Source organism: Pseudomonas palleroniana, from assembly GCF_003031675.1.
GTDB classification, from domain to species: Bacteria; Pseudomonadota; Gammaproteobacteria; order Pseudomonadales; family Pseudomonadaceae; genus Aquipseudomonas; species Aquipseudomonas palleroniana.
The window spans coordinates 28,852-41,781 of the sequence record NZ_PYWX01000061.1 but is presented as its reverse complement, the minus strand read 5'-3'; the positions used below and the strand labels follow the sequence as shown (position 1 = coordinate 41,781).

Below are 12,930 nucleotides of genomic sequence, written 5' to 3'. Positions count from 1 at the left end.
CATGAAATACCTCTGCCTGATCTACAGCAACGAACAGGTGTTGCACAGCTCGCCGGACAGCCCCCAGGACCCGGAGTGTTTCGCCTACGCGCAGTCCGTGCAGGCCAGCGGCCGCATGCTTGCCGCCGAGCCGCTGGAGTCGGTGACCACCGCCACTACCGTGCGCATGCGCAATGGCAAGTTGTCGATCACCGATGGGCCGTTTGCTGAAACCAAGGAGCAGTTGGCCGGGTTCTACCTGATCGACGCCAGGGACCTGAACGACGCAATCCAGGTGGCCGGCGGTATTCCGGCGGCGCGGGTCGGCAGTGTGGAAGTGCGTCCCGTGCGTGAATTGAAACTCTGACCAGCATAATCATAAGAACCCAAGAGGATTGGCGATGAGTACCCAAGCTCCCTTCGAACTGTCCATCAGCCGCGTGATCGACGCCCCGCGCAGTCGTGTCTTCCGCGCCTGGACCACGCCTGAATTGTTGCAACAATGGTGGGGACCGCACGGCATGACCACCCCCGAGTGCGAAATGAACCTGTGGGTCGGTGGCCTGTTTCGCACCCTCATGCGTGCCCCGGATGGCAGCGAGTATCCAACCCAGGGCGTTTTCCTGGAAATCGATGCGCCCAACCGGCTGGTGTTTACCGATGCCTTCATGCCTGGCTGGATTCCCTCAGGCAAGCCGTTCATGACCGCTGAGGTCACGTTCGAAGAACTCGACGGTAAAACCCGCTACACCGCGCGCGCCATGCACTGGAATGCTGAAGACAAGCAGGCCCACGAGGCCATGGGGTTTCATGATGGCTGGGGCCAGAGCCTGGACCGCCTGGTGACGCTGGTGACCCAGGGCATGACCGATTGACGCTGCCGATCGAGGCGATCTACCGCAGCGAATCACGGCGCGTACTCGCGACGCTGATTCGCTTGCTCGGTGATTTCGACCTCGCCGAAGAGGCCCTGCACGAAGCGTTTTTTGTCGCGGTGCAGCGTTGGCCACAAGACGGTGTGCCGGACAATCCGCGTGCCTGGCTGGTGTCCACCGGCCGCTTCAAAGCCATCGACCGCCTGCGCCGCCAGGCCCGGTTTACCCCCTTACTGCAGGAGCAGGCTGACGCGCTGGAAGCGGTTGACTGGAATGAGGAAGACGTGGAAGACGACCGCCTGCGCCTGATCTTCACCTGCTGTCACCCGGCGTTGGCGGCCGATGCCCAGGCGGCGCTGACGTTGCGTGAGATCTGCGACCTCACCACCGAGGAAATTGCCCGCGCTTTTCTGGCTTCGCCCACTGCCATCGCCCAGCGCATCGTGCGCGCCAAGGGCAAGATTCGTGAAGCGAAAATCCCCTATCAGGTGCCGTCTTTGGCGGAGTTGCCCGAACGTCTGGACAGCGTATTGCAGGTGATTTATCTGGTGTTCAACGAGGGCTATTCGGCGTCCATGGGCGCCGAGCTCACCCGCGAAGAGCTGACCCGCGAAGCCATCCGTCTGGCGCGCCTGCTCGCGCAGTTGCTGCCGGAGCCGGAAGTCATGGGCTTGCTGGCGTTGATGCTGTTGCATGAATCCCGCCGAGCGGCGCGCACCTCGGCCGCGGGTGAGTTGGTGTTGTTGCAGGAGCAGGACCGCGGTTTGTGGGACGCCTCCTTGATCGCTGAAGGCTGCGCGCTGGTGGAACAGGCACTGACCACGGGGCGTTTCGGGCCATACTGCCTGCAAGCGGCGATTGCCGCGGTGCACGCCGAGGCGGCCAGCGCCGAGGACACCGACTGGTTGCAGATTGTCGGGCTTTACGATGTATTGCTTCGGCAAGTGCCGTCGCCGGTGTTCGAGTTGAACCGCGCCGTAGCGGTGGCGATGTGCGAGGGGCCGTGGGCGGGGTTACAGCAGGTCGAGACGATTCTGGCGCATGGAGAGCTGCTGGATTACCACTTGGCGCATTCGGCGCGGGGGGAGTTTTACCGACAGTTGGGGCGGGTGGAAGAAGCACGTTCGGCTTATGAAACAGCCCTGTCACTGACCCAGCAAATCCCCGAGAAACGCTTCCTCGAAAACCGCCTGGCCAACCTCGAATCCCTTGCGCGATAAAGATCAAATGTGGGAGGGGGCTTGCTCCCGATAGCAGGGTGTCAGTCACAGTATTGGGTGACTGACCCACCGCTATCGGGAGCAAGCCCCCTCCCACATTTTTATTGGGTGGGAAATATCATTCCAACATCTTGGCCAACAACCAACTCCCGGCAGGGCCCGGCGGGTGGTGGCGTGACCATAGCGCATCCACCGCCACCGAACGCGGCCAGCCGCGGGCCTTGAGCTCGACTAATTGCCCGCCGCCAAAGCGCTCCACCAGCCAGCGCGGAATCGGTGCCCAGCCGAAGCCCAATTGAGCCATCTCCAATAGCATCAGGTAACTGGGAGCCGACCAGACGCGGCCGTTGGCACGGGTTTCATTCGGGTTGATGATGCTTGCCAGGCGCAATTCGCGGTGTTGTTGCAGGGCGTGCGCGGTCAGCGTGTCGAGCCCGGCCAGTGGATGTTTCGGTGACACGAAAAGGGCAATTTCCGTGCTCTCTTCCACGGGCGCACGGGTCAGGTCCGGCGGATACACCTCCTGGTGCTCAATAAACGCTATCTGGGCCCGGCCGCTTTGCACCAAGGCGATCAGGTCTTCGCATTCGGCGATCAGGCATTCCAGCTCAAGGTCCGGGTAGCGCTGTTCAAACGCGCTGAGGGCGACCTCGAAACGGTCGGACTGGTAGGTATCGGACATGGCGATACTCAGCTTGGGCTCCAACCCCTGGGCCAGTTGATTGGCGGCCATTTCCAGGCGACTGCTGGCCTCCAGCACCTGCTCGGCCCGTTGCAGCAGCACATGGCCGGCAGGCGTGAGCGTCGGCTTGCGGCTACTGCGATCGAACAGCACCACATCCAGATCAATCTCAAGACTGGCGACCGCCGCGCTGACGGTGGACTGGCTCTTGCCCAGCTTGCGCGCCGCAGCGGAGAACGAGCCTTGGGTGGCCGCTTGCACAAACGCCTGCAGCACTTCATTGGAGGCCATGACTATCGCCTTTATCGATGGTTATTGGTTATGAAGTATCGGTTCGATGCGGGATTATCGCAACCGTCGTCATTTACGGAGCGCAGGTTATGCACCCTACCAAGTCGATTACTGAACGTATCGGTCAAGCCCTGGGTTTTGAGGGCCTGGCCTTGTTGATCTGCACACCGCTGCTGGTGTGGATCACCGGCCGGCCGGCCCTGGAAATGGGCGCGGTGACCCTCGGGCTGAGCCTGTTGGCGCTGACCTGGAACATCATCTTCAACAGCCTGTTCGACCGCCTGAAGGTTCGCCTGCAATTGGCCGGCGGCGCATGGACGCGGGTGTTGCACGCGCTGTTGTTTGAGGGCGGGTTGATTATCGTCGCGGTGCCGTTGATCGCGGTATGGCTGAATATCAGCCTGATGCAGGCGTTCATGCTCGACATCGGCGTACTGCTGTTCTTCCTGCCGTACACCTATGTGTATCACTGGGGGTATGACGTCATTCGGGAAAAAATCCGCAACAAAAACGCTATCCCATGTAGGAGCTAGCATGCTGTGGCGAGGGAGCTTGCTCCCGTACGACAGCGCAGCTGGCGCCCGCTTTCAGGGGCGCTTCGCACCCCAGCGCAAGCAAGCTTGCTCGCCACAACAAGCGAGCGCCTACAGACAGGTAAGCGAGCCGACAAAGTCCAGGAATGCCCGCACCTTGGCGGCGGGCAAATGCCGCGACGGATAGTAGGCGTACAGCGGAAAACGCTCGTCTGGCCAGTCGGGAAACAGCTCCACCAGACTGCCGGCCTTGAGCGCCGGGGCCAGGCCCAGGTCGAGCATCTGGGCCACCGCGTGGCCGTGCTCGCACACGCTGTATAACGTGCTGGCATCGTTGACCACCAGGCGACCATCGGTACGCACGGTCAGTCGCTCGCCGGGGCGGTGGAATTCCCAGGCAAATGGGCGACCGGTTTGTGAGTCGCGAAAATCCAGGCACATATGGCCGTGTTCCAGATCCTGAGGCACTGCAGGTCGGCCGTACTGTTCAAGGTAAGCGGGGGCGGCGACGGTGAGCACCCGCACCTCCATCAACTGACGGGCGATCAGCGAGGAGGATTGCGGGATGCCGAAGCGAACCGCCAGGTCGAAACCGTCGGCCACCAGGTCGCCGAGTTGGTCGCGGGTGTGCAGGTCCAACTGCAATTGCGGGTAGCGGCGCATGAAGTCACCCAGCACCGGGCCCAGCACCAGCCGCGAAAAATACGGGTCGATATTGACCCGCAGGCGCCCGCGCACGGTCAGGGCGCTGTCGGCCGCCGAACTGGCCGCCTCTTCCAGGCCCGCCAGCAGAGGCGCGATGTGTTGATAGAAACGTCGCCCTTCATCGGTCAATTGCACCGACCGTGTCGTGCGGTCGAACAGGCGAATACCCAGGCGTTTCTCCAAGCGCGAAATCGCCCGGCTGACACCGGAGGCCGTCATGTCCAGGCTGTCGGCAGCGCGTGCGAAGCTGCCGCTGTCGACCACCGCCGCCAACACGCCCATGCCACCGGCCAGGCTCGGATCAAAGCTCATTGATGATTTTCCGTCAGGTATGCAATGACACTGATGCTATCGAAGAATCCTACGGTTGCGCAGGATAATTTCCCCATCGCGACACGAGTCGCCTTTGCAGGGGAGAACACTGATGTATGCAGTCACAGGTATCACTGGAAAAGTCGGCGGAGCCGTTGCCCGCACACTGCTCGCCGCTGGGCAGCCGGTACGCGCCGTAGTGCGCAGCGCCGACAAGGGCGTCAGTTGGGCCGCGCGCGGCTGTGAGGTGGCCGTGGCGGAGGTGGATGACCCGCAAGCCATGGCGCAAGCCTTCGCCGGGGTGACGGGCGTGTTCATCATGCTGCCGTCGAATTTCGACCCATCGCCGGGCTTTCCGGAAACCCGCCGGGTGGTGGAAAACATCCGTCAGGCCCTGGCGTGCGCACGCCCTGGCAAGGTGGTATGCCTGTCCACCATCGGCGCCCAGGCCACGCAACCGAACCTGCTCAACCAACTGCACCTGCTGGAGGAAGCGGTGGGCAGCCTGGAGTTGCCGGTGACGTTTTTGCGCCCCGGTTGGTTCATGGAAAATGCATCGTGGGATGTCGAGGCGGCGGTGGCAGGGCGGATCTCAAGTTTCCTGCAACCTTTGGACAAACCGGTGCCGATGGTTGCCACGGCGGATGTCGGACGCGTGGCGGCTGAACTGCTGCTGGCACCCAGCCCGCGTATCGTGGAACTGGAAGGCCCGCAGCGCATCACCCCGTACCAACTGGCCGCCGAATTCGCCCGCGTGCTCGGCAAACCGGTCGACGTAGAAGCGGTTCCCGAGGCGACATGGCATGCACTGTTCAGCGGCCAAGGCATGCGCAACCCGCTACCGCGGATTCAGATGATCAACGGCTTTAACGAAGGCTGGATCGAATTCGAAGGCACCCCTCGCCAAGGCACGGTCGAACTGGGCACGGTGCTTGGCGAGTGGGTGCAACGCAGCGGCGTTTGAACCTTACAGAAACATGCCGCCCGAGGCTTCGATACGTTGGCCGGTGATCCAGTGGCTGCCATCGGCCAGCAAGCTGGCAATGGCCCCGCCGATATCGTCCGGCAGGCCGGCGCGGCCCAGGGCCGTGTTTTGGGCGACCATCGCATTCAGCGCCTGATTGTCGCGCACGGCGCCACCGCCGAAATCGGTTTCGATGGCGCCGGGCGCCAGGACATTCACGCTGATGCCACGCCCGCCCAATTCCTTGGCTTGATAGCGGGTGAGGACTTCCATCGCGCCTTTCATGGCAGCATACGCCGCATACCCCGGCAGGCTGAACCGCGCCAGGCCGCTGGAGATATTGATGATACGGCCACCATCGCGGATCAGCGGCAGCAGTTTCTGGGTCAGGAAAAACGGCCCCTTGAATTGGATTGCCACCAACTGATCGAACTGTGCCTCGGTGGTCTCGGCAAAACTGGCGTGGGCGCCGATGCCGGCGTTGTTGATCAGAAAATCGAAGTGATCCTGTGCGAAAACATCTTTGAGCACAGTGGTGATTTCGCCGACGAAGCCCTCGAACCTGTCGCTGCGGCTGACATCCAGTTGCAGCATGGCGGCACGGCCGCCCAAGGCTTGAACCTGCTCGACCACCGCTTGGGCTTCGGCGGTGGCGCTATGGTAGGTGCCGATGATGTCGATGCCTTGTGCGGCCAGGTGCAGCGCGGCGCTTTTGCCCAGGCCGCGGCTGGCGCCGGTAATCAGTGCGATTTTACGGGGCATGGTGATGTCCTCTCAGGTGATCGGTGACAGCAAGTGTATTTGTCCGGTCATAACGTGATAAACAGCGCTATACCGGAATCACTGGCCGGATAAGGCGAACAATCCCATGAACAAACTTGAGCTGCTGCGCACCTTCGTGCGCGTGACTGAACTGTCGAGTTTCACTCAGGCCGGCGACAGCCTCGGCTTGCCGCGCTCCACCGTCTCCGAACATGTGCAGGCACTGGAGGAACTGCTCGGCGCACGTTTGTTACAGCGCACCACGCGCAAGGTGCAGGCGACCCAGGACGGCCGAGTCTTGTATGAACGCAGCAAGGACCTGCTGGCCCATATGGAGGAGCTGGAAGGCTTGTTCCGCCAGGATGAAACCCAACTGGCCGGGCGTATCCGCGTGGACCTGCCCAACGTGCTGGCGCGGGACATGCTCTTGCCGCACCTGCCGGCATTCCTGGAGCGCCATCCACTGATCGAGATGGAAATCAGCAGTACGGACCGCCAGGTCGACCTGATTGCCGAAGGTTTCGATTGTGTGTTGCGTGTCGGCGCGCAACCCGACCAAACCGTGGTCGCACGCCGCGTGTGCAGCATGCCGATGGTCAACTGCGTCAGCCCCGCCTACCTGCAACGTTATGGCATGCCCACGACCCTGGCTGACCTGGCCGAGCATCAATTGGTGCATTACGTGAGGCCCTTGGGCGCACGCTCGGCAGGGTTCGAATATCAGCAGGGCCACAAGGTGGAGCGCGTGGCGATGGCCGGGCGCGTCACCGTCAACAGCACCGATGCGTATCAGGCCGCCTGCCTGGGCGGATTCGGCATCATCCAGGTGCCGCGCCTCGGTATTGAAGAGTTATTGGCCAGTGGAGAGCTGGTGGCGGTGCTGCCGGATTACCCGGCGCCACCGTTGGACGTGTCCTTGCTGTACGCCGGCCAGCGTCATCTGCCGTTGCGCGTGCGGGTGTTCATGGATTGGCTGACGGCCATCCTGCAAGCCCGGTATTAACGACGTGCCGATAATTGCTGCGGTGCCAGGAAGGCGTCGTGGAAGTAATCGCGGAACGCCTGCATCGGCGGGGTGAAGGCACGCTCGCGGTGCCAGGCCAGGCCCACGCTCATGGGGGTGACCGGATCGGTGACGGTCAGGGTTTCGATGCGCTTGCCTTCCAGGGACCACGGCCGGTGGACCAGGTCTGACAGGATCGCCACACCGCTGCCGTTGGCGACCATGCTGCGCACCGCCTCCACCGAACTGGTGCGCAGCCGCACCTTGGGCGTTTGCCGGGCCTGTTCCCAATAGCGCATGGCGCTGTGTTCGGCCTCGTCGACGGTGAGCAGAATGTAGGGTTCCTGCGCGACATCCGCCAGGCTTACGGCACTGCGTTCGCACAGCGGGTGATGGCTGGGCAGCCACAGGCGGCGTTCCGAGTTGAACAGGGTTTCAGAGACGATATCGGCATGGGTGAGGTTGGCGGTGAGCACCACGGCCATATCGAACTGGCCATCGAGCAGGCCCTGTTCGATGGCCTGGCGCTCCTGCTCGAAGACCTCGATGCTGACGTCCGGGTGCCAATGTTCCATGCGTTGCAGGTGGTGGGGCAGGAAATAACCCAGCACCGTGTAGCTGGCGGCTACGCGCAGCACACCGCTGGCGCGGTAGTCGGGCAAGGGGCTGTTCAGCGCGTCGTCGACACTGCGCAGAATCACGTAGGCACGGTTGAGAAAATGCCGGCCGGCGTCGGTCAGGTTCATGCCTTGGGCCGAGCGCACGAACAGTTGCACGCCAAGCATGGCCTCCAGTTCCTTGATTGCGGTGGTCACGGCCGACTGGGAGATGTTCAGGTGAATCGCCGCCTGGGAAATCTGGCCGATCTCGGCGGTGGCCACGAAGTAGCGGACTTGGCGCAAGGTCAGGGACATCTGCCACTCCAATGCAGTGAGCTATCTGTTTTTCAGAAGATGAGCCATCTGATAATAGATCTTCCCAAGGGGTCAAGGCACAGCCTACCTTCAGCCATCATCTTTTGGCGGAGCGACCCCGATGCAGGCAGTGGATTTAAACTCGGACATGGGCGAAAGCTTCGGCCCCTGGACCATTGGCGACGGTGTCGATGCGCAGTTGATGGCCTACATCAGCTCGGCGAATATCGCCACCGGCTTTCACGCCGGCGACCCCGGCACCATGCGCCGTACGGTCGAGCGTGCCAAGCAACTGGGCGTTGCCATCGGTGCCCATCCGGGTTTTCGCGACCTGGTGGGTTTCGGTCGCCGGCATATCAACGCACCGGCCCAGGAGCTGGTGGATGACATGCTCTACCAACTCGGCGCCCTGCGCGAAATGGCTCGCGCTCAAGGGTTGACCCTGCAACACATCAAGCCCCATGGCGCGCTTTATATGCACCTGGCCCGCGACGAAGCCGCGGCGCGGCTGCTGGTGCAGAACCTGCAAATCATCGAGCCGACATTGCGGTTGTATTGCATGCCCAATTCGGTGATCTGGCGAGTGGCCAAGGAGTTGGGGCAACCGGTGGTGCGCGAGTTTTATGCCGATCGTGAATACGACTTGAGCGGCTCCATCGTATTTACCCGCCAGGTGCGTGCGCTCGATCCTGCAACGGTCGCGGCACGCGTCCTGCGTGCCTGTCAGACCAACCTGGTGCGTACCGTAGAAGGTGAGGATCTGTTTATCGAGTTCGATTCGATCTGCCTGCACAGCGACACCCCGGGTGCCCTGGAGCTGGTGGAAGCCACCCGTGAAGCCTTGGACGAGGCGGGCATCATCGTCAGAACGCCACAATAAAAAACGCCCGATTATTTTTTGCCTGCCTTTCTACAATGATTCCAAGAGGAACAGACATGGCTGAAACGTCCCCCATCCGCTACAGCTTCGGCGGTGATGAACACCTGTTTGCCGAGGTCAGCGACAGCATGTCCCTGCAGGCATTTTTCAAAGGCATGGCGGTGACCCGTGCCGTTGAACGCCTGGCCCTGGAAGGCGTGCTGGATGTATGCCTGGCCAATGCGTCGTTCCAGATCCGCTTCGACCCTGACCGCATCGCGCCCCATGTGCTGCTTGACGCGGTGCAGAGCGCCGAAGCCCAGGCGGTGGCCGAACGCACCTTGCACACGCGCATCATCGAAATCCCGGTGCTCTACAACGACCCCTGGACCCATGAAACCCTGATGCGTTTTCGCGACCGCCATCAAGACCCCGGCAGCACCGATCTGGAGTACGCCGCCCGCATCAATGGCCTGGCCGATGTGGCCGCGTTTATCGCCGCGCACAGTGGCGCACCGTGGTTTGTGTCGATGGTGGGGTTTGTCGCGGGGTTGCCGTTCATGTTCCAGATGGTCGAGCGTGAGCGCCAATTGCAGGTGCCCAAGTACCTGCGCCCACGCACCGACACGCCGAAACTGACCCTGGGCCATGGCGGATGCTTTGGCTGCATCTACTCGGTGCGCGGCGCCGGCGGTTACCAGATGTTCGGCGTGACCCCGGCCCCCATCTATGACCCGGCGCAGCAGTTGGCCTATCTCAAGGAGCACATGGTGTTCTTCCGGCCGGGTGACATCGTGCAGTTCTAGCCCCTGGACCGCGAGGCCTACGACCTGGCCGTCGCCGAGGTCGAGGCCGGCCGTTTCGACCTGCGCATTCGACCAGTGGAATTTTCCCTCGACGCATTTCTCACTGACCCCATCGGCTACCCGAAAACCCTGCAGGAGGCACTGGCATGATCAAGGTGCTCAAACCCGGCCTGGCTACCTCGGTGCAGGACCTGGGGCGTGAAGGTTATTACCACTTGGGCATCCCCCCGTCGGGTGCGCTGGACCAGTATGCGTTGAGTGCGGCCAACCACCTGGTGGGCAACCCGATCAGTGCGGCGGGCCTGGAGTGCACGTTGATCGGCCCGCAGCTTGAGTTTCAACAGGACGCGCTGGTGGCGCTCAGCGGCGCGCTGATGTCGCCGCGCCTGGATGGCGAAGTGGTACATCAGGACACTGCGTTCCAGGTCCGTGCCGGGCAGGTGTTGCGCTTTGAGTTTCCCAAGGCGGGCGCACGTACTTATCTGGCCGTGGCCGGGGGCATTGATGTGCCGCTGGTGCTCGGCAGCCGCTCGACCTACACCCTTGGCGGGCTCGGTGGGTTTGCCGGGCGACGTTTGCAGGAAGGCGATGAACTGCCGATCGGCGAGGCCAGTGGGCGGGGGCGGGCGGGCAATAGTCTGCCGATGGCCCTGCGGCGGTCGGTCGGCGGTGATGTGACGTTACGGGTGGTGCCGGGGTTGTATTACGAGCGGCTGGCCGACGCGGCGAAAAGCAGCTTCTTTGCCGAACCCTGGACAGTCGGGTCCGAGGCGGACCGTATCGGCTACCGATTCAAGGGCGGTAGTGCGTTGAGCTTTCAACCCAGGGAGCAACCGTTTGGTGCCGGGTCGGATCCGTCCAATATCGTCGACAGTTGCTACCCGATTGGCTCGATCCAGGTGCCGGCCGGGCTGGAGCCGATTGTGCTGCATCGGGATGCGGTATCGGGTGGCGGCTACGCGATGATCGGCACGGTGATCAGCGCCGACCTGGACCTGATCGGGCAGATGCAGCCGAACCAGCGTGCGGGGTTTATCGCGGTGACTTTGGAGGAGGCGTTGGAGGCGCGGCGGGTCTATAAAAAGCGCCTGAAAATAATGGGTGGGTTGTTCAATACCTGAAGAACACAGAGGACTATGTGGGAGGGGGCTTGGTGGGAGGGGGCTTGCTCCCGATAGCGGTGGGTCAGTCAATGATTGAGTGACTGATCCACTGCCATCGGGAGCAAGCCCCCTCCCACATTTAGTCCTCTGTCATGTCGGGGTTGGGGGTGGTCAGAACAGTTGGGTGAACAGCCAGTAGAGGCTGCCCGACAACAGGATTGCCGCCGGCAACGTCAGCACCCACGCCATCACCAGATTACGGATGGTCCGCATCTGCAACCCACCGCCATTGGCCACCATGGTCCCGGCCACACCGGAGGACAGCACATGGGTGGTCGACACCGGCAAACCGTACATATCCGCCGCGCCGATGGTCAGCATCGCGACCATTTCGGCCGAGGCGCCTTGGGCGTACGTCAGGTGGGTCTTGCCGATCTTCTCGCCCACCGTCACCACAATGCGCTTCCAACCGACCATGGTGCCCAACCCCAGGGCGATGGCCACGGCGATCTTCACCCACAGTGGAATAAAGCGCGTGGAGTTGTCGATCTGCTCTTTGAACAACTTCAGTTTGTTCTGGGTATCGGCGTCGAAATTGCCGACCTTGCCTTTGTCCATCAAGCGAATGGTTTCGCTGGTCAGGTACATGTCGTTACGCACGTTGCCGACGGCTTCGGCAGGCACTTTGGCCAGGGAGCCGTAGCCTTTGACTTCGTCGCCGATCTGGCCGGCGAGGGCGGCGAGGGCGGGTACCAGCTCCGGCGTGGCTTCCTTGGTGCGTACGTAGGTCGAAAGGATCGGGCGTGGATCACCCGGCAAGACCTGCGGCGCACTTTTCACCAGTGCCACCTGGGTCACCTCGGCCACCGCCGCGAACTGCAACGATTGTTCGGCGGGCATGGTGCGGTTCAGCGCGTAGGCCATCGGCAGCGTGCCCACCAGGATCAGCATGATCAAGCCCATGCCCTTCTGGCCGTCGTTGGAACCGTGGGCGAAGGACACCCCGGTGCAGGTGGCGATCAGCATGCCGCGAATCCACCAAGGCGGTGGGGTGTCGCCCTTCGGTGCCTTGTACAGCGAGCGGTTTTTCACAAAGGCGCGCAGGGCCAGGAGCAGCATCGCGGCAAAAGCGAAGCCGATCAGCGGCGACAGCAGCAATGCGTAACCGATCTTGATCGCCTGGCTCCAATCCACACCGCTGGTGCCGTCACGCCCGTGCATCAGGGCATTGGCCACGCCGACGCCGATGATCGAACCGATCAAGGTATGGGAGGACGACGCCGGCAACCCCAGCCACCAGGTGCCGAGGTTCCACAGGATCGCCGCGATCAGCAGGGCGAAGATCATCGCGAAGCCGGCCGACGAACCGACCTGCAAAATCAACTCGACCGGCAATAACGCAATGATGCCGAACGCCACCGCACCGCTGGAGAGCAGCACGCCGAGGAAGTTGAAGAAGCCCGACCAGACCACCGCAAAATGCGGCGGCAGTGAATTGGTGTAGATCACCGTGGCGACGGCGTTGGCGGTGTCGTGAAAGCCGTTGACGAACTCGAAGCCCAGGGCGATCAACAACGCCACACCCAGCAGCAGGAAGGGCGTCCAGGTGGTGACCACCGTGCCCAGTTCATGCATGTCGTGCATCAGGCTGTAGGCGGTGAACAACAGGCCCATGGCCAGTACCGCGAAGAAAATGATCACCGTGACCAGGCCAGGTTTCTTGTCCAGCCTGGGTTTGGGGTCTGTGCGTGACGCGGTGGTGGAGGCAGTCAGGGAAGGGGTGGCCATGCCGGAGCATCCAGTGTGAGGAGGATGCCGTTCATGATCATTGCTGAATGTTACAGAGATGCTGCCGCAAATCAGTGTTTCGGCCGTTGAGCGTACCGCTGATCCCAAAACACCGCCTGATCCTGTGGGAGGGA

General features: G+C 62.3%; 13 protein-coding genes and 1 pseudogene. 9 read left to right on the top strand and 5 right to left on the bottom strand.

The genetic code is table 11. The features are described from left to right. Position 1: 1 nt before the first annotated feature. From C9383_RS20110 to C9383_RS20100, 3 genes are read left to right on the top strand one after another with little or no spacing between them, the layout of a single operon-like run. Entirely contained in the window at positions 2-346 is a 345-nt protein-coding gene (locus C9383_RS20110) for a YciI family protein (protein ID WP_060754082.1), read from the top strand. A gap of 34 nt (positions 347-380) precedes the next feature. Beyond that, a complete protein-coding gene (locus C9383_RS20105) occupies positions 381-854 on the top strand; it encodes an SRPBCC family protein (RefSeq protein ID WP_060754081.1) in 474 nt (157 codons plus the stop codon). Continuing rightward, positions 851-2,074: an RNA polymerase sigma factor gene (locus C9383_RS20100; protein ID WP_090369000.1), complete on the top strand. Its 1,224-nt coding sequence runs from the start codon at positions 851-853 to the stop codon at positions 2,072-2,074. The genes C9383_RS20105 and C9383_RS20100 overlap by 4 nt, the downstream gene beginning before the upstream one ends. A 118-nt stretch (positions 2,075-2,192) precedes the next feature. On the opposite strand, the gene C9383_RS20095 is transcribed toward C9383_RS20100, so the two are convergent. Then, complete coding sequence (locus tag C9383_RS20095) at positions 2,193-3,047, bottom strand: LysR family transcriptional regulator (protein ID WP_060757211.1); 855 nt, start codon at positions 3,045-3,047, stop codon at positions 2,193-2,195. An 89-nt stretch (positions 3,048-3,136) separates the two neighbouring features. On the opposite strand from C9383_RS20095, the gene C9383_RS20090 reads away from it, so the two are divergent. Then, complete coding sequence (locus C9383_RS20090; RefSeq protein ID WP_090369002.1) at positions 3,137-3,580, top strand: multidrug/biocide efflux PACE transporter; 444 nt, start codon at positions 3,137-3,139, stop codon at positions 3,578-3,580. Positions 3,581-3,691: 111 nt separating this feature from the next. On the opposite strand, the gene C9383_RS20085 is transcribed toward C9383_RS20090, so the two are convergent. Further along, a complete protein-coding gene (locus C9383_RS20085) occupies positions 3,692-4,597 on the bottom strand; it encodes a LysR family transcriptional regulator (protein WP_090369003.1) in 906 nt (301 codons plus the stop codon). Positions 4,598-4,709: 112 nt separating this feature from the next. On the opposite strand from C9383_RS20085, the gene C9383_RS20080 reads away from it, so the two are divergent. After that, complete coding sequence (locus C9383_RS20080) at positions 4,710-5,561, top strand: NmrA family NAD(P)-binding protein (RefSeq protein ID WP_090369005.1); 852 nt, start codon at positions 4,710-4,712, stop codon at positions 5,559-5,561. Between the two features lie 3 nt (positions 5,562-5,564). Here C9383_RS20080 and C9383_RS20075 read toward each other — a convergent pair whose 3' ends face one another. After that, on the bottom strand, positions 5,565-6,323 hold the full coding sequence (locus tag C9383_RS20075; protein WP_090369007.1) for an SDR family NAD(P)-dependent oxidoreductase: 759 nt from the start codon (positions 6,321-6,323) through the stop codon (positions 5,565-5,567). 106 nt (positions 6,324-6,429) lie between these two features. Here C9383_RS20075 and C9383_RS20070 point away from each other — a divergent pair, with 106 nt between their 5' ends. After that, a complete protein-coding gene (locus tag C9383_RS20070) occupies positions 6,430-7,326 on the top strand; it encodes a LysR family transcriptional regulator (RefSeq protein ID WP_090369009.1) in 897 nt (298 codons plus the stop codon). On the opposite strand, the gene C9383_RS20065 is transcribed toward C9383_RS20070, so the two are convergent. Continuing rightward, on the bottom strand, positions 7,323-8,240 hold the full coding sequence (locus C9383_RS20065) for a LysR family transcriptional regulator (RefSeq protein WP_060757217.1): 918 nt from the start codon (positions 8,238-8,240) through the stop codon (positions 7,323-7,325). The genes C9383_RS20070 and C9383_RS20065 overlap by 4 nt on opposite strands. Before the next feature lie 121 nt (positions 8,241-8,361). Here C9383_RS20065 and C9383_RS20060 point away from each other — a divergent pair, with 121 nt between their 5' ends. The 3 genes and pseudogenes from C9383_RS20060 to C9383_RS20050 all read left to right on the top strand — a co-directional run bounded on the left by C9383_RS20060 (position 8,362) and on the right by C9383_RS20050 (position 11,026). Further along, the gene (locus C9383_RS20060; protein ID WP_060757218.1) at positions 8,362-9,120 is read left to right on the top strand and encodes a 5-oxoprolinase subunit PxpA; all 759 of its coding nucleotides are present in this window, start codon (positions 8,362-8,364) and stop codon (positions 9,118-9,120) included. A 56-nt stretch (positions 9,121-9,176) separates the two neighbouring features. Then, a pseudogene (locus C9383_RS20055) lies at positions 9,177-10,055 on the top strand (5-oxoprolinase subunit B family protein). Continuing rightward, positions 10,052-11,026 (top strand): 5-oxoprolinase subunit C family protein, encoded by a 975-nt coding sequence (locus C9383_RS20050; RefSeq protein WP_090369011.1) that lies wholly within the window; start codon positions 10,052-10,054, stop codon positions 11,024-11,026. Before C9383_RS20055 ends, C9383_RS20050 begins: the two are co-directional and overlap by 4 nt. 153 nt (positions 11,027-11,179) lie before the next feature. Here C9383_RS20050 and C9383_RS20045 read toward each other — a convergent pair whose 3' ends face one another. Further along, positions 11,180-12,796, bottom strand: a complete 1,617-nt coding sequence (locus tag C9383_RS20045) for an inorganic phosphate transporter (protein ID WP_060757221.1) — start codon at positions 12,794-12,796, stop codon at positions 11,180-11,182. Positions 12,797-12,930 lie beyond the last annotated feature (134 nt).

Excerpts from the sequence above, each read along its gene's own strand:
- C9383_RS20070 (WP_090369009.1), top strand. The coding sequence starts at position 6,430 with ATGAACAAACTTGAGCTGCTGCGCACCTTCGTGCGCGTGACTGAACTG.
- C9383_RS20090 (WP_090369002.1), top strand. The coding sequence starts at position 3,137 with ATGCACCCTACCAAGTCGATTACTGAACGTATCGGTCAAGCCCTGGGT.
- C9383_RS20110 (WP_060754082.1), top strand. The coding sequence starts at position 2 with ATGAAATACCTCTGCCTGATCTACAGCAACGAACAGGTGTTGCACAGC.
- C9383_RS20060 (WP_060757218.1), top strand. The coding sequence starts at position 8,362 with ATGCAGGCAGTGGATTTAAACTCGGACATGGGCGAAAGCTTCGGCCCC.
- C9383_RS20050 (WP_090369011.1), top strand. The coding sequence starts at position 10,052 with ATGATCAAGGTGCTCAAACCCGGCCTGGCTACCTCGGTGCAGGACCTG.
- C9383_RS20045 (WP_060757221.1), bottom strand. The coding sequence starts at position 12,796 with ATGGCCACCCCTTCCCTGACTGCCTCCACCACCGCGTCACGCACAGAC.
- C9383_RS20095 (WP_060757211.1), bottom strand. The coding sequence starts at position 3,047 with ATGGCCTCCAATGAAGTGCTGCAGGCGTTTGTGCAAGCGGCCACCCAA.
- C9383_RS20080 (WP_090369005.1), top strand. The coding sequence starts at position 4,710 with ATGTATGCAGTCACAGGTATCACTGGAAAAGTCGGCGGAGCCGTTGCC.
- C9383_RS20085 (WP_090369003.1), bottom strand. The coding sequence starts at position 4,597 with ATGAGCTTTGATCCGAGCCTGGCCGGTGGCATGGGCGTGTTGGCGGCG.
- C9383_RS20075 (WP_090369007.1), bottom strand. The coding sequence starts at position 6,323 with ATGCCCCGTAAAATCGCACTGATTACCGGCGCCAGCCGCGGCCTGGGC.
- C9383_RS20065 (WP_060757217.1), bottom strand. The coding sequence starts at position 8,240 with ATGTCCCTGACCTTGCGCCAAGTCCGCTACTTCGTGGCCACCGCCGAG.
- C9383_RS20105 (WP_060754081.1), top strand. The coding sequence starts at position 381 with ATGAGTACCCAAGCTCCCTTCGAACTGTCCATCAGCCGCGTGATCGAC.